17 protein-coding genes and 2 other annotated features are annotated in these 21,628 nt (G+C 35.0%); of the genes, 2 read left to right on the top strand and 15 right to left on the bottom strand.

Features of this window, described 5'->3' with window-relative positions; genetic code table 11:
- Positions 1-55 precede the first annotated feature (55 nt).
- Both MHH59_RS10765 and MHH59_RS10760 read left to right on the top strand, forming a co-directional pair.
- On the top strand, positions 56-652 hold the full coding sequence (locus MHH59_RS10765; RefSeq protein ID WP_002127173.1) for a TetR/AcrR family transcriptional regulator: 597 nt from the start codon (positions 56-58) through the stop codon (positions 650-652).
- Entirely contained in the window at positions 642-1,727 is a 1,086-nt protein-coding gene (locus MHH59_RS10760; protein WP_340851194.1) for a DUF418 domain-containing protein, read from the top strand. Before MHH59_RS10765 ends, MHH59_RS10760 begins: the two co-directional genes overlap by 11 nt.
- Positions 1,728-1,779: 52 nt before the next feature.
- On the opposite strand, the gene ileS is transcribed toward MHH59_RS10760, so the two are convergent.
- The 15 genes from ileS to MHH59_RS10680 all read right to left on the bottom strand — a co-directional run bounded on the left by ileS (position 1,780) and on the right by MHH59_RS10680 (position 21,534).
- The gene (ileS, locus tag MHH59_RS10755; protein WP_340851193.1) at positions 1,780-4,881 is read right to left on the bottom strand and encodes an isoleucine--tRNA ligase; all 3,102 of its coding nucleotides are present in this window, start codon (positions 4,879-4,881) and stop codon (positions 1,780-1,782) included.
- A gap of 54 nt (positions 4,882-4,935) precedes the next feature.
- Positions 4,936-5,174 (bottom strand) — a binding site (T-box leader).
- Positions 5,175-5,272: 98 nt separating this feature from the next.
- The gene (locus tag MHH59_RS10750; RefSeq protein ID WP_003188961.1) at positions 5,273-9,475 is read right to left on the bottom strand and encodes a bacteriocin-processing peptidase family protein; all 4,203 of its coding nucleotides are present in this window, start codon (positions 9,473-9,475) and stop codon (positions 5,273-5,275) included.
- Between the two features lie 367 nt (positions 9,476-9,842).
- Positions 9,843-10,637, bottom strand: a complete 795-nt coding sequence (locus MHH59_RS10745) for an endonuclease/exonuclease/phosphatase family protein (protein ID WP_002127169.1) — start codon at positions 10,635-10,637, stop codon at positions 9,843-9,845.
- Positions 10,631-11,515 carry a class I SAM-dependent methyltransferase gene (locus tag MHH59_RS10740; protein WP_002127168.1) on the bottom strand — a complete coding sequence of 295 codons (885 nt, stop codon included), beginning with the start codon at positions 11,513-11,515 and terminating at the stop codon, positions 10,631-10,633. Before MHH59_RS10740 ends, MHH59_RS10745 begins: the two co-directional genes overlap by 7 nt.
- Positions 11,516-11,860: 345 nt before the next feature.
- A complete protein-coding gene (locus tag MHH59_RS10730; protein ID WP_002127167.1) occupies positions 11,861-12,202 on the bottom strand; it encodes a DUF2085 domain-containing protein in 342 nt (113 codons plus the stop codon).
- Positions 12,203-12,336: 134 nt separating this feature from the next.
- Positions 12,337-14,025: an arginine--tRNA ligase gene (argS, locus tag MHH59_RS10725; RefSeq protein ID WP_003188971.1), complete on the bottom strand. Its 1,689-nt coding sequence runs from the start codon at positions 14,023-14,025 to the stop codon at positions 12,337-12,339.
- A 45-nt stretch (positions 14,026-14,070) separates the two neighbouring features.
- Positions 14,071-14,285 (bottom strand) — a binding site (T-box leader).
- 40 nt (positions 14,286-14,325) lie between these two features.
- Positions 14,326-15,102: a class I SAM-dependent methyltransferase gene (locus tag MHH59_RS10720; RefSeq protein ID WP_340851189.1), complete on the bottom strand. Its 777-nt coding sequence runs from the start codon at positions 15,100-15,102 to the stop codon at positions 14,326-14,328.
- Positions 15,103-15,151: 49 nt separating this feature from the next.
- The gene (locus MHH59_RS10715) at positions 15,152-15,586 is read right to left on the bottom strand and encodes a BrxA/BrxB family bacilliredoxin (protein WP_002012568.1); all 435 of its coding nucleotides are present in this window, start codon (positions 15,584-15,586) and stop codon (positions 15,152-15,154) included.
- A gap of 82 nt (positions 15,587-15,668) precedes the next feature.
- Positions 15,669-16,052 carry a thiol-disulfide oxidoreductase DCC family protein gene (locus MHH59_RS10710; RefSeq protein WP_002085930.1) on the bottom strand — a complete coding sequence of 128 codons (384 nt, stop codon included), beginning with the start codon at positions 16,050-16,052 and terminating at the stop codon, positions 15,669-15,671.
- 3 nt (positions 16,053-16,055) lie between these two features.
- Complete coding sequence (locus MHH59_RS10705) at positions 16,056-17,183, bottom strand: conserved virulence factor C family protein (protein WP_002012566.1); 1,128 nt, start codon at positions 17,181-17,183, stop codon at positions 16,056-16,058.
- A 155-nt stretch (positions 17,184-17,338) separates the two neighbouring features.
- Complete coding sequence (locus MHH59_RS10700; protein WP_002012564.1) at positions 17,339-17,677, bottom strand: single-stranded DNA-binding protein; 339 nt, start codon at positions 17,675-17,677, stop codon at positions 17,339-17,341.
- A gap of 161 nt (positions 17,678-17,838) precedes the next feature.
- A complete protein-coding gene (locus MHH59_RS10695; protein ID WP_002012563.1) occupies positions 17,839-18,093 on the bottom strand; it encodes a DUF4318 domain-containing protein in 255 nt (84 codons plus the stop codon).
- Positions 18,094-18,187: 94 nt separating this feature from the next.
- Positions 18,188-18,919, bottom strand: a complete 732-nt coding sequence (locus MHH59_RS10690; protein ID WP_016126856.1) for a Bax inhibitor-1/YccA family protein — start codon at positions 18,917-18,919, stop codon at positions 18,188-18,190.
- Between the two features lie 75 nt (positions 18,920-18,994).
- A complete protein-coding gene (locus MHH59_RS10685; protein ID WP_002127139.1) occupies positions 18,995-20,890 on the bottom strand; it encodes an ABC-F family ATP-binding cassette domain-containing protein in 1,896 nt (631 codons plus the stop codon).
- Positions 20,887-21,534: an HD domain-containing protein gene (locus tag MHH59_RS10680; protein ID WP_002012557.1), complete on the bottom strand. Its 648-nt coding sequence runs from the start codon at positions 21,532-21,534 to the stop codon at positions 20,887-20,889. The genes MHH59_RS10685 and MHH59_RS10680 overlap by 4 nt, the downstream gene beginning before the upstream one ends.
- Positions 21,535-21,628 lie beyond the last annotated feature (94 nt).

Raw genomic sequence — 21,628 nt, 5'->3', positions numbered from 1 at the left:
ATAATATTAATGAATGATACGATTTATGTAACTTTTTTTATTAGGAGGACTTATCATGAGCAAAAGTGAAGAAACACTCTCTTCCATAGTCGAAGCAAGTTATCGACTATTTGCCGGTCACGGCATTGCCAAAACGACCTATACAATGATTGCTGAAGAAGTTGGTATTGCCAAGCCATCTATTTATTATTACTTTAAATCTAAAGATGCATTAATTGAAAGTATTTTTAATGAATTATGTGCAGCGATGCAGTTCTCCTCATTCTTTCATACAGAAGAGTTTACGAAAGAGAATTTCATTGAGAAATGTGTTGAAATTGGCTTTAAAATGATAAACGAACAACAGAAAGATCCTTATTTTAATCGTGTATTACAAGAATATGTATTACTATCTTCAAGAAACGATATGTACAAAGATCGATTACTAACTGTACAAACAGAATATTTAAACGGATTTGAATCACTCCTAACAAAAGCAAATGAACTTCAACTCATTCAAAATAAAAATCTAGTTTCAAAAGCTCATATGTTGGCATTAGTACTTGATAATATTGGAAACTTCATGATGTTTGATGTAAATATGAATTATAAACAAATATGGATTGAAGCTGTCCACAGCATATTCGAAAGAAGTGATTCGTATGAAAACTAAAAAACGAATTTTCGGCTTAGATTTTGCTAGAGCGTGGGCAATGTTTGGAATGTTACTAGTTAATTTCATGGTGATAACAGGGGCGGAAGGAAATGGGCCTCCTCTGTTAAAAACCTTTATGACGCTTTTTGAAGGTAGAGCTTCTGCCTTGTTTGTTATACTTGCTGGGATTGGCATAACTTTAATGACTAAATCATCTGTTGCTAGCCAAGAGAAAATAAAAATCAATACCAGCCGAATATTGATTTGGAAACGATCACTATTCTTATTTATTTTAGGATTATTATTGTATGTAATGGAATGGACGGGTGATATTTTACACTACTACGGCGTTTACCTTTTCATCGCTGCATTACTAATTACTGTACGAAGAACTATACTAATATGGCTTTCTATCATTATTTTACTTGCTGCACAATATCTCCAACTTACTTTCAACGCCTTCGAAGGATGGGGAGGCACAATCCCATTTATAAACTATATAGACTTTTGGACCTTAGCAGGTTTTCTTCGCAACTTATTTTTTAATGGCTATCACCCTATTTTCCCATGGTTTTCTTTCTTCTTAATCGGTATGATAATTGGCAGGTTAGATCTTCATAATAGGAAAATTAGACATTGGTTGTTCTTACTGGGTTTAACAGTAACCGTAATTATAGAGCTATTATCAAAAGGGTTAACACACCTTTTTATCCCATACATTGGTGAAGCAGCCTCTACATTTTTGTTTAACACAGGACCCATTTTACCCAATATATTATACGTCGCATCCGCTACAGGATCTGCTATTGCTATATTAATAATTTGCCTCTACATTGCTGAAAAATATGAAAATAATTGGTTTGTTACTTCCATTATACAAACAGGACAATTAACATTAACGCATTATGTAAGTCATGTATTTATCGGTATTGGCGCATTGATTGTATTAAATCGTATGGAACATCAAACACTACTTTTCGTTTTATTATTTGCTACTGCATTTTTCATTTTCAGTATTTTATTTAGCGTATTATGGCGAAGGAGCTTTTCTAGAGGACCTATCGAATGGGTTATGCGGAAAATAACTGATTAATTTATCTTCATACAAAAAAGGAAGTTGGAATGATTCCAACTTCCTTTTTTCTTTAATTAGCCGCGTTTAATTTAATTCGGATCTTTGTCTCACCTAAAGAAAGTTCATCGTCCTCATTCGTTAAGTGACCAAATGTAAATTGCTTGACGAGTAAGTTTTCTTCCAATAAATCTTTATGATTCGTTAACGTTTGCTGTAGTTCTTCTTCTGTATCAAGAATTACATCCACTCGTAAATTAACTGGTAAATTCAACTGCTTACGATATTCTTGAACTGCACGAATAAATTCACGTGCTACTCCTTCTTGTAACAATTCTTCCGTTACATTCGTATCTAACATTACCGTATATTGACCGTTAGTCGTATTTGAAAATCCTGATTTTGCAACTTTCTCTACTAATACATCTTCAGCTGTTACAACTACTTCTTCTCCTGGTGCTACTTCGTAAACTGCTCTTTCTGTAGATACAAAGTGTTGTACTTCTTCTTTTGATAATTGTTTTAGCCAGCCATTTACTGCATTCACACTTTTACCAAACTTCGGCCCAGCCGTTTTAAAATTCAGCTTTAATTGATAGGACGTGTATTTCGTTTCATCGAGTTCAACATGGAACGCTTTTACATTTAGCTCATCCATGATGATATCACGATAAGATTCCCAATCCATATCATTTTCATTATGCGCTAGTAATACAAGTTCTGCTAACGGCTGTTTTACTTTTAATGAATGTTGATTACGATTACTTCTTCCAAGTTCAACAACTTGTAAAACAGCATCCATTTCTGCTTCTAACTCAGGCTGGATAAGTGATTCGTTTACAACCGGATAATCTGCTAAATGAACGCTGCTTCCTTCTAAATTCAGATGAATATCCTCAGCTACAAACGGTGTAAATGGTGCGATTAATTTACTAATTGTTACAAGCACTTCATGAAGCGTTTCATACGCAGCTGCTTTTTCAGGATTCATACCAGATTCCCAGAAACGATTACGTGATCGTCTTACGTACCAGTTACTCACTTCATCTACAAGCGCTGCGATTTCACGAGCTGCATTCGTAAATTGATAATCATCAAGTGCTGTTCTCACTTTTTTCGTTGTGCTATGCAATCTTGATAATACCCATTCATCTAATTTCGTACGTTTAACTTCATACTTTTCTTCCGGATTATACTCATCTAAATTTGCATATAAAACGTAGAAGCTATATACATTGACTAACGTATCTACAAATTTAGATTTTGCTTCCAGTACTGTTCTTTCAGAAAAACGCTTTGCATTCCACGGAGCACTGTCAACAAGTAGAGCCCATCTTAAAGCATCTGCACCAAACTGATTTACTAAATCAACTGGATCTAGTGCATTTCCTTTACTTTTAGACATTTTCTGTCCTTCCTCGTCTAGAACATGCCCTAGTGATAACACTCGTTTATAAGGTACTTTTCCTGTATATAGTGCTGATACTGCTAATAAACTATAAAACCAGCCGCGTGTTTGATCAATTCCCTCTGCAATTACATCTGCTGGAAACTGTTCTTCAAATAACTCTTTATTTTCAAATGGATAATGATATTGTGCAAACGGCATGGAACCACTATCAAACCAAACATCGATTACTTCTGGTGTACGATTCATTGTACTTCCGCATTTTTCGCAGCAAACTTGCACTTCATCTACATACGGCTTATGCAATTCTAAATCTTCAGGTGTTTCTTTCGTACTATGCTTTCTTAATTCGGCGATGCTTTTCGGTGAGAATTGATGATCGCAGCTTTCACATTCCCATACGTTTAACGGTGTTCCCCAATATCTATTCCGGCTAATATTCCAGTCCACCATGTTTTCTAAAAACTTACCAAACCGTCCATGCTTCATATGGTCTGGATACCACTTAACAGAATCATTATTTCGTAAAAATGTTTCTTTAATCTCAGTTGTTCGGATTAACCAGCTTTCTCCTGCATAATAAAGTAATGGTGAATCACAGCGCCAGCAATGCGGATAGCTATGTTCATATTTTTCTTTATGATATAGCAAACCTTCTTTAGCTAAATAACGAACGATATCAACGTCACATTCTTTTACAAACTTACCTTTAAGAAATGGTACTGCATCCGTATACTCACCTTTCTCATCTACAACATGTAAGAACGACAATCCTTCACTTTGAACGACTTTATAATCGTCCTCCCCATATGCTGGAGCGATATGAACGAGTCCTGTACCACTATCTGCAGTTACAAAATCTGCTGCAATTACGTGGTACCCATTTGTAACTTCCTTCATCGGAAACGGTGCTGTATAAGATGTGTTTACTAATTCTTCGCCTTTATGAACGGATAATACTTCATAGTTTTCTTTTAGTACTTCTTGTACACGCTCTTTCGCAACAATGTATACATACCCTTCTTGTTTCGCTTTAACGTATTCCATATTTGGATGTACGGCAAGTGCAACATTCGCTGGAAGTGTCCACGGCGTTGTCGTCCATCCAAGGAAATATTCATTTTCACTATCTTTTACTTTAAACTTAACCGTTGCGCTTAAATCTTTCACTGTTTTATATCCTTGTGCAACTTCATGTGAACTAAGCGATGTTTGACAGCTTGGACAGTACGGTGAAACTCTATGCCCTTTATATAACAAGCCTTTTTCATGAATCGTCCCTAAAATATTCCATACACTTTCGATATATGGATTCTCTAGAGTAACGTATGGATCATCCATATCTACCCAATATCCAATGCTCTCCGTAAATTCACGCCACTGCTTCTCATATGTGAATACACTCTCTTTACACTTTTGAATAAATGGCTCAATGCCGTACTCTTCAATCTCATGCTTACCTGAAATACCAAGTTGTTTTTCAACGCCTAATTCTACAGGTAATCCATGTGTATCCCAGCCAGCTTTTCTTAACACTTTATATCCAGCCATCGTTTTATATCTTGCTACTAAATCTTTAATTGTCCGACCAAGTGCATGGCCGACGTGTGGTAAACCGTTCGCCGTTGGTGGTCCTTCATAAAACACAAACGATTGTGCGCCTTCTCTATTCTGAATTGATTGTTCAAAAATGCCCTGTTCGTTCCACTGCTTACGAATACGTGTTTCTCTCCCTACAGCTGACTCTTTTACATCTACTTTCTTCATGTACAATCACTCCTTTGAATGTTTTAAAAGCACACAAAAAACCCGCCCCTATGAAGTAGGGACGGGTTTAACCGCGTTACCACCCTAATTCTATTAGCTTTTCACTAATAGCACTTAGCAACGTACTAATATACGCGTTCTTTGTAACGGTAGACATCCGTCCGAGCTTACTTTATTCAGCCACGGCTCCTCGGAGATGATTTTCAAATAACGTCTGCACACCGGCTTTCAGCAATACACCGGCTCTCTGGAGAACAGCTCACTATTTTACTCTTTCTCGTCTTCAGATTTGTATACTTTATTAAAAGTTATTTTATGCCATTAAACAATTAATTGTCAACTAATTCGAAATATATTTTTATTTATACCCTTTTTCTCTATTCTTATACAATCACTTTTCAAATTCTCGCAATCCTGCTAAAACTTCATCTTCCTCTGCAAGTTCAGCGAAAAATCCTGTTTCATCTTCACGAAGCACAATTTCAAGTTCATCTCTTGCCTCTTCATTTCTGTTTAATGATGTTAAATAACAAGCATGATCGTATCTTGCTAGCAAGTCAGTAGCATCAATTGCTAATATTTCACTTGTTATTTTTTCTGCCTTTGTCGTTTGCCCAGCTCTATGATACGAAGATGCTAAAGCAAGAAGAATTGCTGTTTCATTTGGATGATGTACAGAAGCGTCTTCTAATAACTGAATCGAGTCCTCAATTCTCTCTTGACTTTGATATATTTCTGCTAAAGCAAGGAATCCTCTACTTACAAATGGCGTTTTCTCAATTAATTGCAAGTGTATTTTTTCGGCTTTTCTTTCTTCGCCTAGCTTACATAATACATTCGCTTGTAGAAGAAGTGTATCATAATCATCCGGTAGCTCGCGAACCATTTGTTTCGTTAATTCAAAAGCATCTCGTAACATATCTTCTTCTTCACACTCAATGAAAAGATTTACAAGTTGCTTCGCTACATCATAATCCCACTTATTTTCTAACGATGTTTGTAAAACCTCTATAGCTTCTTCATTCATCGCCGCATTCTCATAAAATATTGCGAAACGCTGCGCTGCCATACTATTTTTCGGATTTAACTTTAAGGAGATTTCAAATAAATCGATAACAACTGTAATCATTGAAATTTCCTTCGCACGATTTTTCATGCGATAAAATGCTCTTGTAAATATAGATTTTTTCGGTTGCTCATTTTGCTGTCTTTCTACTAATCTTTCGGCAACCGCAGTAGCTGCATACATAAACGCTGTACTTCTTTCTGCTTTTTTCACCTTTAGCGTATGAAGTACGTCTCGTATCTGGGATAATTTTTTATGTTGTTCCATTGCTTTTACGTACACACCAAAAATACGTTCACTTTCCAAATCTTTATGCATTACTTTCAGCGCAACTTCGATTGCTTCTGCACTCTGCTTTTTAACTAGTAATTTCGCATAATGATATAGTACTTCCACATGCGCTTCATCTATTTTCATTGCGCATTCGATATATTCTTTTTCTTTATCTATGTCATTCATCGCGCCAAACACGTATGCAATCGCATCTAAACGCCATGTTTCAGGAACTTCTTCCTCCAATTTTTCTAGTTCAACTAGCAATTCTTCCTGAAGATTCATTTCTACTGAAAGCTGCGCTAAATATTCCATATTTATATGCATTGGTTCTTCTTTCATCGCCTGGACCATATGCTTTTGTTCTTTGGAACGATTCTCTTCTTTTTCGTATATTTCAGCAAGCTGCAAATGTACACCTAAGAAGTTCTTATCCATTTCTAAACATGTTTCATACGCATGCTTTGCTTCTTGAAATTGCCCTAACGCCATGAATGTTTCACCGATACGGAAATACGGCAATGAATCTTGTTTTTTCTTAAGTGCATCATTATACCGTTTTATCGCCTGATCATACTGTCCAATAGATTCATATAAAACACCTGCGTAACAACCGTATTCAATTACATCCTCTTTTTCTTTTTCTAACGTTCTTAAAAATGCTATGCCTCGTTGCACAAAAGCTGTGTCTTTTATTCGATTTACATACTCATCCAACACGCTCGCTATATTAGCGTATACGCTTCGTATACCGTTCTCTAATTTAGAAAGTGCAAGTTTTAACTCTTTTTCATCCTCACCTAATGCCATTTCAGCATCCCATAACACCATACCAGCATTCATAAGGAAATCTTGATTGTCTTCAAATTGCTTATTAATACTGACAATATAGTTTTTTGCATCCTTATATTGTTCCTTTGCCATATAAACTTGAATTAAACCGAAATGAGAATATACATCTTCATTATTTTCTTTTAAAGAACGCTTATATATAGTTTCCGCTTCTTCAAGTTCATCATTTTGAAAATGAAAATCTCCTAAACGAACATATAAAGACGCCTGATCTTCACAATTTTGAATTCCTTGTAATAAAATTTCCTTCGTATTTTTCTCATCATCCAAATCCGATTCATAGATTTCCGAAAGCTTCGTATATAAATAGGCTGCTGTTTTATCTAATTGAATCGCCACTTTAAGTCCTTTTACCGCCAAATACACTTTCCCTAAATACTGAGCACATCTTGCACGTTCATACCATATGTGCGCTTCATATTTATATTCTTTTAATAAATCATTAAAGAATCCATATGCTTCTTCATATCGTTCTAAATCTATTAAAATTAAACCGTGATTTACAAGTGTAAACCTTTCTGGACTACGTTCTATAGCTGTTAGAGAATACTCTAGCCCCTTTTCGGATTGATCCATATACATGTATGATAATGCTAAGAAACTCCACGCAACTGGTTGATCTGCATCCAATTGTAATGATGAACGAAAACTAGCAATCGATTCTGCATAATTATCTTGCTCAAAAGAATAACGTCCATTTATAAAATGATACAACGCTTGATTGCTTTTCTTCTCCACACTTTGAAGCATCTGTCCTGCTTTTTCCATATCCTGCAGACGAATAAAACACTGTGCACTATGCAATTTCACAAAGTCAGAGCTCGGAAACTTTTTCATTAATTTTTCTATACAAAACTGAATAAAATCTTTATCTACTTCAGCATCTAAATGTTTAATCGTATATAACCAAGTGTTTGGGTTTTCACTTGTTTCTTTTAAAAATAGTACTAACTTTTCAATTCCCTCTTTATCTTGCTCACCTAAATGATCTGTAAGAGAAAAGATTGTTTTATAATAAGTGTGTTCTTTCTCATTTAAAAATGAAAGTTGTTCCATTCTATCTTTTGGTATAAACGTAATAGCTAAACAATCTGTATAACGATATTTTTCTTGCAACTTATCATATTCCACAAGAATCGGTTCCAAGAAATTCGGATCTTGAATATAAAAAGCTTGCAGTACATCGTCATAACCAGAAAGCACTTGTACATGGGAAGCGTGCTCAATATCTATACTTAATAAAACGGGAATACCTTGATTGAGTAATCTCTTATAATTTTCCTCATTCCCTTGAAAATAACGATATTCGTAACCTTGCTCTTCTATATATGTAACTGTATCTGAAAACTTAGAACCTGTTACATCAAAAATATGTTGTGCAATTTCATCTTGCGTACGTTTTTCTCCCCATACCCCTAACATCATTTCCAAACTTGTCGGAACGCAATAGTTATCCTTTTGTACAACCGGAACTATCGGTAAACGAACCTTTTTTCCATCAGGATTTTTTTCTATATGATGATATAGAGAATTTTTTAAACTCTTTTCACTTTTCAATAGTGCTTGCAAATCTTGAATATTATTCATTTTATAAAATGCTTCTGCACGTAAATGTATAAAATAAGTTGTATATGCATGATGCGGAAGCATATGATTGATTTTATCTATTACCGCTAACATTTCTTCATAGCGCTCTAAATCTAATAAATATTTTACTTTTTCAAAATAGAAATATGGTACTTGAGGGAACTTTGCAATCGCATCATTAATGAGTTGTAACGCTCGCTGCTGTTCACCTTTATATGCATATAATTGCGCCAATAAGTACGTAGCTAACTCTTCACAATCTTTATGCTGCTGACCGGATAAAAGTTGTTTCTCTGCCTTCTCCCACTCACCAGTCTGTATATATAAGTAACCCCATTTATCAAAAACTGCACGCGTACTATGCTTTTCCGCCTTTTGCATATAGGCATAGGCCTCTTCATTTCGCTTCATATCTAGCAAACATCTAACTAACGTAAAGTATGTTTTCGTTAAAACATCCGCATCAGTTTCCTCTTCATTTACCTTTTCCAAAGAATCTTTTAACAATTGTTCAGCATCAAGGATTTTACGCTCATCAATTAATTCATCACAATATAAAGAGAGCGTTCTCATATTTGGGAATTTTTTATAAGTATAACGAATTAAAAAGGAGCTATATTGATGCATCAAACCTTCATCAGCAAGACGAATTAATGTATCAAACTCCTTAGGTGACGAGACGTTAGAAAGCCAGTTCTTCACGTATGATAACTTATTCGTTTCTTTTATATGCGCAATTTCATTATTTATCTCATGTAATCCATCTAGGAATCTCTTTTCTTTCAAACAAATCTCTAATTGCTTAAAATCTAGCATGCATTCACCTCAAATTATTATTTATACTGCCATTTGCAAGCAGTATTCTAACCTACTTGCTTAGATTTTACACATCATATAGTATGCATTCAACTAAAACCTCATATAATGAACGATATTATTTAATATTATTCAAGTTTATAACTAAATATCTTAAAAACGATACTTTTTCTCGTTATTTTGTTTAATTTGATGAAATAACATATATTATTCGAAGATGGGTTTTATCTTCTTTTTTGAGGCTTCATTCAGTGGATGAAATTATATTAACGATTTCCTGAATATCTATTGTAACTTACAATAGATCAACGATTTGATAAGATATATCGATTTACCTAAAAAAATGACAATCATCCTATCTTTTATTTCACTTATCAAATTTTAAATCTATAAAAACACCGTAATGATCACTTGGAAATACGTGTGATGAAGTTAATGCTAAATCTCCAAATACAGATACATTTTCTATATTTAGAGATTCAAACGAATCCTTCTCTTGTATCAAAATCCAATCATATCGTTCTTCTTGCTTTTCATCCCCTATTAAATTTGTATTCTTTCCATAATCTAAAGTTGGCTGAGCAAGAATGTTATCTTGATTTTCTTTAAGCTGAGCCACGTCTATCCATTGATTACTTATTAAGTATTGATGCACCCCTGAATGTGGTTCATCATTAAAATCACCACATAATAATTCGTAGCCACTACCTCTGTTTTTAATCCAATTATTCACCGTATCCAATTGCTCTTTTCTTACCTTACTAGATTTCCAATTTAAATGAACATTCGTTATCCCGAGCTTATACTCTTTATATTTTAACATAATTCGAATGGCACAATAATTCGATTCCTCTATATCTGTTTCCCAAATAGCTTCTTCAGCTAAAATAGGAACTTTACTTAAAAAAGCTAGGCCTTCATCTGGAGAATCTGGATACTCTTTAAATACACAGACCGGATATCCAGATTGATCCGCTATATACTGCGCAACATTTTTCTTCAATTCATACTTAGCACAACTTCCCACTTCCTGTAGAGCAAGAATATGCGGGGAAATATTGCGAACCTCCTCACAAATGGCTTCTAATCTCTCAAACCAAAAACTCTCGTGATTCCATATATTGAAAGTAGCAATTCGAATTACATCACTACAATTTAACATTTTATTTCACCAAATGTAATTTTCATATTCGGAGCATAAACTAAAGATGCATGTATATGAAACACTTCAAAAAATCGTAGTTCTGCTTCATATTGAGCGAGCGCTTCAGCAAATGTTAATCCCCGACTCATTAAACGTTCTATAAATTGCTGTTTATCACCCGGATTGCCTGCAATCCCCTCTTCTTTTAGAGAATTATATAATCCTTGCTTATCATTTTGATTTAAATTAGAATCTAAAAAATTCACTTTATCACTTACTCTACATTCAATATTTTTAACACCCAATTCACTTAAATACATAGGTATTTTCATACCGATATTTCCATCTTTACCGTTTCTCTGTGTATCTCTTTCAAATAATCTCTGCAAAACACCTAGCTGGATAATTTCCGATTGATTCTCTCCATCTAATACGTATGAAGACATATTTGACATCCAATGTGGTTCAAAACAGATTATTTTACCACCTTGTTTAATTGAATGTATCATCTTCTCTAGCATCGTTTTTGGGGAACTCATATGTAATAAGAAAGCATGACTGACAGCTATATCATATTTATTTTTCAATTCAATTTCTGTCGCATCCCCCTCAATAAATTCTGTTTCATATGGGAGTGCACGAAACAACTCTCTCGCTTCAGCTATTAATGTTTCTCCCCTATCAATCCCTGTATACTTTGATCCAATTGGAAGTAAAGGCAACAAAATTAAACCTAAATAACCATATCCACAACCATAATCAACAATATGTATAGGATCAGTAATCTTCCAAACTGAATTGACTAAAAAACTTAAATAATCATCGTTATAATATAAATCTCTCGTATTTCTTAAATATGCTAGCTTACTATTCCAATCATACTCTTCCAGGTCCAACACCTCCTTTTATATACAAAACTAAAGTTCTCCATTTAATAGTCACATTCCTACACTTCTAATAAAAAAAGCTAGTATACCTTAAACGATACACTAACTTTCCCACTCACATAATTTAACAATTACAATCAGTATAATCAGTACAAGCTAATGTACTGCAATCACAGTTTCTATGTTCGTCATTTCTTTTTAGGTGAAAATAGAGTAACACAATAAATATTGTACAAATAACAAAAGCAATTACTGCTTCTATATTTCTTTCATGAATGAGAAAACTAATCCCGCTTCCTCCTGAAATAAGAATTAGAACTGAGTAAATTCAAAACATGTAAAGTTCTCCTTCCATTAATATATGCTTTTAGATGTTATCCATATAATGCTAGAGGCAATAAATAGCCCCATACCATTACCGCTTAATAAACCGGTCGTTACTCTTAGTAAATTTGTGCTGCTTCTCCATTTCCATTTTTGGGTGAATCCATCAATAAGTAACGGAATTTGAGCGGAAAATGATAGTATTATTGCAAGTAGAAACGAAGGTGTCATATAAAAATAAATTGGAAACATTAAAATACCGATAAGCATGCCTGTACAACGCGCACATAAAGGTATGTATTTTTGTAGTTTAAGGAAACTTCTTTCCGATCTTCTATGACAAGGAATTTGTAAAATAAAAGTTCGAATCAATATGAATCACCCTCTCTAAATAGATTTTAATTGATTTTGCAAAAAAATTATATATCCAATAAAAAAACAAACCAGGTTCATACTAGACCCGGTTTGTCAGTTTATTACTAAGTTCATAATAATTCTTTTCATATTTACATCTCCTCAGGTGCCCCTACCCCAAGTAAACGTAATCCCTCTTTTAATACAACCGTCACAGCGTAAGCTAATGCGAGTCTACTCTCTTTCTCTTCGTTCTCTTCTAATATACGAACATTTCCATAATATTTATTGAACGCTTGTGCTACATCTAATACGTATTTTGAAATAGTAGATGGCTCATTTTTGTTGAAGGCCGCTTCAATTACTTGCGGGAATTTATTAAGTAATTTTACGACACTCCAGCTATAATCATCTTTTAATGCAAACGTACAAGTTTCAAATTCTACACTTTCTTTTCTTAAAATTGAACAAGCACGCGCATGTGTGTACTGTACATATGGTCCTGTTTCTCCTTCAAATTTCAACATATTTTCTAATGAGAATTCGATATTATGCATACGCTCATTTTTTAAATCGTGGAAGATAACCGCTCCAACACCGACTTGTTTTGCCACGTCTTCTTTTTGTTTTAAATTCGGATTTTTCTCTTCAATATTTTGTTCCGCAAGCGCAACAGCTTCTTCTAACACTTCTTCTAATAAAATAATTCTGCCCTTACGTGTCGACATTTTCTTACCATCTTTTAATATGAACCCGAACGGTACATGTTCCATTCCATCAACCCAAGTATAGCCTAGCTTTTTTAATACAGTGAAAAATTGATTAAAATGTAAACTTTGTTCTGGTCCAACTACATAAAGTGCTTTATCAAATCCATATGTGTTTTGGCGATATAAAGCCGCCGTTAAATCACGTGTTGCGTAAATAGTTGCACCATCTGATTTTCTAATTAAGCATGGCGGCATACCTTCTTTTTCTAAATTAACGACTAATGCGCCTTCTGATTCTTCAAGTAAATCGTGCTCTTCTAAAATCCCAATAAAGTCTTCCATTTTATCGTTATAGAAAGCTTCTCCTTGAAAGTTTGTAAATTCCACACCGAGAAGTTCATAAATACGAGAAAATTCTTTTAAAGACTCATAACGGAACCAATTCCAAAGTTCGACTGCTTCTTCATTTCCTTCTTCTAGTTTTTTAAACCATGATCGTCCTTCTTCTTCTAGTTCTTTGTTCTCTTTTGCTTCTTCATGAAACTGAACATATAACTTAAATAACTCACGTATCGGATCCTCTTTAACTAACTCTTCATTTCCCCATTTTTTATATGCGGTAATTAACTTTCCAAACTGCGTGCCCCAATCGCCAATATAATTGATTCCGACAACTTCATACCCACATTTTTCGGCGATATGTTTCAGCGAATTACCAATCATTGTAGAACGTAAATGCCCCATTGAAAAAGGTTTCGCGATATTAGGAGAGGAATAATCGATAACTACCGTTTTTTCACATCCAAAGTGATTTTGACCGTACTCTTCTTTCTCCGCTAAAATTATTTTTAATACTTCATCACTTACTGTTTCACGATTAAAAAATACATTTACATAAGGACCAACAGCCTCTACTTTCGTAAAGAACGGATCATTTAATTTCTCCGCCAATTCCTTCGCTATAATAGCTGGTGATTTTTTATATTGCTTCGCTAGTGAAAAGCATGGGAACGCTGCATCTCCGAATTCATCTTGTTTCGGTGTTTCGATTAAATCTAAAATTTGATTTTGTGTTAATTCATTCGTAAAAATATTCGATAAACTTTTCGCAAACTGCGTTTTATAATTCATACTATAACCTCCTTATTTTTTAAAACACAAAAAACTCGTCTCTAAAAAAGAGACGAGTTTTAACCCGTGGTACCACCCTTGTTGTTCATTTCGAACCACTTTCCCGTTTATAACGAGGACAGGGGGCCTCGGCTTACTCTACTATTCGTTCAAGAAGCATCTCCGAAGTGCGCTTCATCTTTTTCTTCTGCACTAGGCTCACACCATCCCTAGCTCGCTTTCCTTCTGAAAAAGACTACTCTCTTCATCACAGACAGTATATTTAATTAATTATTGCTTATTATACATCTTTTCAAACAATTAGCAAGGATCAATTACACCAAAGTGAAACTTAGCACTTTTTCTTTTGTATACGTGAAAATTATGTTTTTCAAATCTAGAACTACGGAAATGATCTTTCAGAACGACACGCTTTCTCGCCACACGCTTCGCTTCCGCAATTGTTTCGTCAGTAATATCATGATACAAAGCGAAGTGTTTTAATCCTTTAATTCCATCTGATTCTATGACAGTTTCTTCGAACATTGGATCAAGGTAAACGACATCATAACTATTATCTTCACATTGTTTTAAAAATGAGTAATGCTCCGTTTGCTTCACATCGATTCGTTGCATTGCCTCATCAATTTCAGAAACAGATGAAGACCATGTTTTTAAACCATTTCCCATAATATAAGCCATATATTCATTGCCTTCAAGTCCCGTTACTTTTCCGCTTTCACCAACAATATAACTAGCTACAATACTATCTGATGCCATACCGAGCGTACAATCTAATACTGTCATTCCGCTCTCTAATTTAGCAGCTTGTACAAACGGATCGTGCTCTCCGCGCATTAACCTTTTCACACGAAACATCGCTGAGTTTGGATGAAAGAAAAACGACTCTTCCGTACCTTTTGGATAAATGGCTAATCGATTTTTCCCTACGACAAGTACATCTTGTTCATACTGCGCATGCAGTTTATGTACTGGTATGTCATTACGTTTAACGAAAGAAAGATTTAATTCTGCTGCTACCTTGTTTGCATAATCTTTCATTTCTTTATTTGTTCTTCCTGCTGTTGTTACTATCATTTTTTCACCTCTATATAAAGAAAAGAGGGAGATTCACTCTCCCCCTACTTTAGCAATTCTTTTCGAAAGCTTGTTCTAAGTTTGTAATAATTTCGTCCATTGTTGCGCCTTCAATTTCATGACGGTGAATGAAGTGAACAACTTCTTTTCCTTTTAGTAATGCCATAGATGGTGAAGATGGAGGAATTTCTCCGAAGTATTCACGCATTTTTACAGTAGCATCTTTATCTTGACCTGCAAATACAGTTACAAGATGATCAGGTTGTTTTTCAGCACGTACAACCGCTTGACCTGCTGATGGACGTGCTAAACCAGCTGCACAACCACAAACAGAGTTTACAACTACTAAAGTTGTACCTGATGCATTCTCCATAAATTCTGTTACAGCTTCTTCTGTAGTTAACTCTTCAAATCCAGAACGCACTAACTCTTGGCGCATTGGAATTACCATTTGACGCATGTATTCTTCATATGCATTTGACATCTTGTATCTCTCCTTCAACTTTCATTCCAAATTTATCATATCACGCTCTATTAATAGGTGCAAAAGAAAGATAACGATGATTTCATTTTTTTGTAGGGATTTCACAAACCCCTTCACGACAGTGTCCAACTGGGACAAGTTTTCTATTGTTGGCAATATAATCGTATACTTTACTTCCAAATCCAAGTACGATAGATAGTTTTATAAAAGGTACTGCAAACCAATAAGATGGAACGGCCTTTGCTAATACGTTAATGCTATGAATTCCGTCATACCACTTATTATTTTTTAAAATATACAATCTTTGTTCCATCTTACTTTGTAATTCTTGAGAAAGTTCATACTTCTCAACTACATCTTCATCTCGAAATGAAACAAATTTCATCTTACCCTTTTTATCTAATCTTTTCGTACGTTCTGCAACCGCCGTACACATCGGGCACCAACTATCATAGAAAACAATCATAAACTATTCCCCTTTACGAGACTCCGTCATTTGCTTCCATACTGATCCTTTTGCTTCTTCGCCGCCTTCAATACGTTCTAAAGCTAAACGTGCTTGCATCGCCACTTCAAACTCCGGATCATCTTCTGCTGCTTTTAGTGCCGGAATTGCACTTTCATCACCAAGTTCAAATAAGAACATTGCTGCACGCCAGCGTACTAATTTACTTGAATCTTTCAAAGATTTAATCATAACGAACATCGCTGCTGGATCACCTACGTCTGATAAGCAATCTCCTGCTGTACGACGAACGCTTACTGAACGATCTAATAACGCTTTATATAATAACGGCAATACTCCTTCACCTTTTACCATACCTAAATAAGCTGTTGCTAAACGGCGGATAGATACTTTCTCATCATCTAATGCCATTTTCAATACCATCATATCTTCTTCCGTTGGATCCATTTGTTCTAAAGCTGCAAAACGGTTTTTCCAGTCAGAATCTTTCATCATCTCTTCTGTTACTTTATATGGCTCACGCTTTTGAATCGTTACTTCAACAGCACCTGCTTGATCTAATAATTCTTTAACCGTTTCATTTACACGTTCTTCTGAATAAGCAGCAATAATTTCTTCTACTACTTCTTTCCCGATTTCTTCAAAATTACCGTAACGTGTACTTTGCTCTACCCACTTACGCTCTTTCACAACGTTAGGTGCAGACATTTGCACTTTCATAATTGATTCTTTAAAACGATCAGGTAAACCAACACGCTCTTCTGAGGTTCCATCTGTTAACTTCACTTGCATCGGAATTGTAAAGAACATTTGAACAAACACTTTCACTTCTCCAAAATGAGAAAGTTGTTGTTCTTCGCTTTCTTCCACTATTTCTTCACCGAAAACAGCACGAACTTGTTGTAATAAAACTTTCCAGTCATACTTCGCATTTCGCTCTACTGCTAAAAAGTCTGCAACATGATACACACCTTTAATGCCTTCAATCTTCAAAATTTCTTGCACTTGCACTGGTGCTTGTTCTTTATTTTCATTTGTATAATTATTACGCGCTCCTGATGGTAATACTTCATTCAAAATAACTTTCATTGTATTTGGACTTGGCGTCGGTTCAATTGCTTTAATCTTCACGTAAAAAACTCTCCTTTATTGCGTGTTCTTAGCTGTATTGTAACATGTTACCCCTTTATACTCCTACTCGGATGCTTAATTTTATTGATTTCTTCCCATCATCATACTTTCTCTTTCCACCTAATTAATCCGAAACTATCATTAAAATTCTAATATTATTGCGATGCACTCTCCCGCCTTCTCTCTAAAAATGTAATATTCTCAATCAGAACTTCAGTTCTATATACTCTCTTTCCTTGTTCATCATCGTAATTACTCGTATGAATACGCCCTGTAATCCCAACAAGTGAGCCTTTCGTACAATATTCTGTTACATTTTCAGCCGACCTTCTCCATACAACACAATTAATAAAATCTACTTGTTGCTCACCTAAACTATTTCGAAAACCTCTATTCACCGCAACACATATTCGTGCATAAGCGACACCTTGTTTTGTGTAGTATAATTCTGGCTCCTTTGTCAATCTACCGATTAATACAACTCGATTCATCATAAGTTATACCACCTCACATATTTTTCTTCATTGTAAAGAAAAATGTTGGAAGGGTAAAAAGCGCAAAATGATATGTTTGTAAGCAAAAATTATTACTTTATATCTTACAAATCAAAAAAAGAAACCCTACATAGTATAAACATGTAAGGTTTCCAAAAATATTATACTTCACTGCAAGATATGTAATATCCTCCCCGGGCCATCTTTATTTCAGCGCGGTACATTACATTTTCTAAGTAGAAAGTAATCGGTTTAACTTTACTCTCAATTTTTAATTGTTCATTACATTTAGCCGCATAGCTTTCAATAGCTGAACGAATAACTTCTGCTGATGGATATGTTAAAGCGTCATCTAGTTCTATGAAAAAACTTTTAGAAAATAGTTTTTTCATAATCCCTTTTTTCTCTTTCATCATATTCCATCCCCCTTCAATTTAAGTCGCCAACATCCATATTTTCAATTTATCTTTAAAAATAAAAAAACCTGCACATTTCATGCAGGATTTTTTATTAGTCATTTTTCGTAAAGTAAGAAACGAAACGAAGAATTTCTAAGTATAACCATACTAGCGTCATCATTAGACCCATTGCACTGTACCACTCCATATATTTTGGAGCTTGGCTACGTGCACCATTTTCGATTAAATCGAAATCTAGTAATAAATTTAATGCAGCAACTACAATAATAACTGCACTAATGATCATACCAATTGTTCCACCTTGGTGAATATATGGAACAGAAACACCGAACATGTTTAATAAGAATACGATTAAATACATAACCATAATTCCCATTGTTGCTGCCATAACACCTGTGCGGAATTTATCAGTTACCTTCACTACGCGTGTTGCATATAAAACTAACATCGCAAATAGAATTGAGATTGTTAGTAATACAGCGTTTAAAACGATAGAATCCTGAAATTTCATTGCATAAACTGCTGAAATACTTCCTAACACTACCCCTTCTACTGCCGCATAAATCGGTGCACCAATTGGTGATATGCGCGGGAAGAAGATAGATGCAAACGCAACGATTGCCGCAATAACTAAAGCACCAATTAATACTGGCATTTTCATCGTACCATTTGACATCTGTATGTATGAATAGACAGACGTTGCAAGCAGCAAGATAAGCATGATAAACGTTTTGCCTACTGTTCCGCCAATAGTCATCGCAGAAGTATTTGCTCCCTCTTTACGGAATGCCTCTTTTTTCAACATTGGATTAGATGTTCTCATTTTTTCCCTCCTAAAATAGGTTCTACCAATAGTGTAAAGTTTTTCTCTTTACTTTTCAATATATGCAGCTTGTTTTTATTTTAATCCTTCAACGATGTCGGATAGTTCACTCCATCGTTCCATCGTTTTTTCTAGCTCTTCTTCTATCTTCTGCCCTGCTTCAGATAATTCTTGGGCCTTTGTGAAGTCAGATCCAACATTCGTAAGTTCTTCTCCAATTGATTCAAGTTTCTCTTCTAGTTGTGCAATTGTATCTTCAATTGTTTCCCATTCACGCTGCTCATTGTAAGAAAGTTTACGTTTACGTTGTTGTTTCGGAGCCTCTTCTACTACTTTTTTCTCCTTTTGAACTTCTGCTTTCTCAATGAGTTCTCTCGTTTTTTCCATTTCTAAATACTCTGTATAACTACCTAGGAATTCACGCACTTCGCCTTCGCCAGTAAAGATGAACAATTCATCTACTACTTTATCTAAGAAGTAACGGTCATGCGATACAGTTAAAACGACACCTGGGAAATCTTCTAAATAATCTTCTAGCACTGTTAATGTTTGTGTGTCTAAATCATTCGTAGGCTCATCAAGTAATAGTACGTTTGGTTCTCCCATTAAAATACGCAATAAATATAACCGTCTTCTTTCGCCACCAGATAGTTTACCAAGCGTTGTTCCATGTGAATGCGGTAGGAATAAGAAACGTTCTAGCATTTGAGATGCGCCAATTACTTTTCCGTCTGTCGTATGAATAACTTCCGCAATTTCTTTAATGTATTCAATCATACGCTGGTTTAAATTCATCTCTTCATTTTCTTGCGTATAATAGGCAACTTTTACAGTTTGTCCTACTTCAATTTCACCACTATCAGGAGAGAATTTTCCTGCAAGCATATTTAATAGTGATGATTTTCCGCTTCCATTTGCTCCGATGATTCCGATACGATCACCAGGCTTCACAATATGATTAAAGTTATGTAATACTGTTTTATCACCAAATTTTTTCGTTACATCTTTTAATTCAAGTACTTTCTTTCCTAAACGACTTCCACTTAGTGCAATATCAACTGATTGCTTCGCTGCTGGTCCTTCTTGTCCCTTTAGCTCATCAAAACGCTGAATACGCGCCTTTTGTTTCGTAGAACGGGCTTTTGCACCACGGCGAATCCAAGCAAGTTCACGACGATATAAATTTTGGCGTTTTGATTCTTGTGCCGATTCTTGCTCTTCACGAAGTGCTTTCGCTTCTAAAAATGTACTGTAGTTTCCTTCGTAGCTATACAGTTTACCGTTATCTAATTCAAAAATACGGTTTGTCACACGATCTAAGAAATAACGATCATGGGTTACAAGTAATACCGCACCTGTATATCTTGCTAAATATTCTTCTAACCATTCAACTGTCTCATGGTCAAGGTGGTTCGTAGGCTCATCCAAAATTAATAAATCAGGTGTTTCAATAAAACATTGCGCCATTGCAATACGCTTTTTTTGTCCACCAGATAGGTTTCCAACAGTTGCTGTAAAATCAGTAATTCCTAATTTCGTTAATAACGATTTTGCATTCGCATTTGCTTCCCATGCACTCATCGCATCCATACGTTGCTGCACTGCAAATAATTGTTCCTGTACTTTTTCATTACTTGGATCTTTTTCGATATTTAATAACGATTGTTCATAATCACGAAGAAGACGAATTAAAGGTGTATCACCATGGAACACTTGCTCTAATACTGTTAGTTTTTCATCAAACTCTGGTTGCTGTGATAAATAACTAATTGTATATCCGCGTGAATGCGTCATATCACCTGTATCAGGAGTTTCTAATCCTGCAATAATTTTTAATAACGTTGATTTACCAGTACCGTTTACACCGATAATTCCGACACGTTGTCCTTCTGTAATACTACATGATAATCCATCAAATAACGGTTTTTCTCCGTATGATTTCGATAAGTTCTCCACAGTTAACATTTTCATATTTGTGCATTCCACTCTTTCATAAATTGTTCAATAAACTGTTCCATATAACGATGACGAACTTCAGCCTCTTGTTTTGCTGCGTTCGTGTTCATTAAATCTTTTAGTTTTAAAAGCTTTTCATAAAAATGATTTAAAGATGGATCATTATTTTTTCTATATTCATCTTTCGTCATCACTTCTCGAGGAGGGATAGTTGGATCATACATTAATCTCCCTTTCGCTCCTCCGTATGCAAACGTTCGAGCTATTCCAATTGCACCAAGAGCATCTAAACGATCCGCATCTTGAACAATTCTACCTTCAAGTGACTCAACTGTGCCACCATGACCGCCCTTATAAGACATATTGGCGATGATATGAAGAACATGCTTACTTTCATCTTCTTCAACACGTAACTCTTCTAACCAATCAGAAACTTTTTTCATTCCTGCTTCTTCACTCTCATTTAACTTCTCATCTGCTACATCGTGAAGTAATGCTGCCATTTCAATTATAAAACGATTTCCCCCTTCTTGCTCGGATAAAGAAATCGCCAATTTATGTACGCGTTCAATATGATACCAATCATGCCCACTCGCATCTTTTTCTAAAATATGCTTTACGAAAGTTATTGTTTTTTGTATTTTTTCTTGTTTTATCATTTTATCTTCACCCAGTTACTTATTGTAACACGCCCGCATTTTTTCATCACATATTTTCTTGTCCGCCCATATACTAGGTGGTAGGCATCATTAT

The sequence above is a fragment of the Bacillus sp. FSL E2-0195 genome (assembly GCF_038003645.1).
GTDB lineage: Bacteria > Bacillota > Bacilli > Bacillales > Bacillaceae_G > Bacillus_A > Bacillus_A mycoides.
The sequence above is the reverse complement of the archived record's forward strand: the minus strand, read 5'-3'. Positions and strand labels throughout refer to the sequence as shown.

What these genes read in the sequence shown, in the direction of transcription:
- MHH59_RS10765 (WP_002127173.1), top strand. Translation starts at nt 56, where the DNA reads ATGAGCAAAAGTGAAGAAACACTCTCTTCCATAGTCGAAGCAAGTTAT.
- MHH59_RS10760 (WP_340851194.1), top strand. Translation starts at nt 642, where the DNA reads ATGAAAACTAAAAAACGAATTTTCGGCTTAGATTTTGCTAGAGCGTGG.
- ileS (WP_340851193.1), bottom strand. Translation starts at nt 4,881, where the DNA reads ATGAAGAAAGTAGATGTAAAAGAGTCAGCTGTAGGGAGAGAAACACGT.
- MHH59_RS10750 (WP_003188961.1), bottom strand. Translation starts at nt 9,475, where the DNA reads ATGCTAGATTTTAAGCAATTAGAGATTTGTTTGAAAGAAAAGAGATTC.
- MHH59_RS10745 (WP_002127169.1), bottom strand. Translation starts at nt 10,637, where the DNA reads ATGTTAAATTGTAGTGATGTAATTCGAATTGCTACTTTCAATATATGG.
- argS (WP_003188971.1), bottom strand. Translation starts at nt 14,025, where the DNA reads ATGAATTATAAAACGCAGTTTGCGAAAAGTTTATCGAATATTTTTACG.
- MHH59_RS10720 (WP_340851189.1), bottom strand. Translation starts at nt 15,102, where the DNA reads ATGATAGTAACAACAGCAGGAAGAACAAATAAAGAAATGAAAGATTAT.
- MHH59_RS10715 (WP_002012568.1), bottom strand. Translation starts at nt 15,586, where the DNA reads ATGTCAAATGCATATGAAGAATACATGCGTCAAATGGTAATTCCAATG.
- MHH59_RS10710 (WP_002085930.1), bottom strand. Translation starts at nt 16,052, where the DNA reads ATGATTGTTTTCTATGATAGTTGGTGCCCGATGTGTACGGCGGTTGCA.
- MHH59_RS10700 (WP_002012564.1), bottom strand. Translation starts at nt 17,677, where the DNA reads ATGATGAATCGAGTTGTATTAATCGGTAGATTGACAAAGGAGCCAGAA.
- MHH59_RS10695 (WP_002012563.1), bottom strand. Translation starts at nt 18,093, where the DNA reads ATGATGAAAGAGAAAAAAGGGATTATGAAAAAACTATTTTCTAAAAGT.
- MHH59_RS10690 (WP_016126856.1), bottom strand. Translation starts at nt 18,919, where the DNA reads ATGAGAACATCTAATCCAATGTTGAAAAAAGAGGCATTCCGTAAAGAG.
- MHH59_RS10685 (WP_002127139.1), bottom strand. Translation starts at nt 20,890, where the DNA reads ATGAAAATGTTAACTGTGGAGAACTTATCGAAATCATACGGAGAAAAA.
- MHH59_RS10680 (WP_002012557.1), bottom strand. Translation starts at nt 21,534, where the DNA reads ATGATAAAACAAGAAAAAATACAAAAAACAATAACTTTCGTAAAGCAT.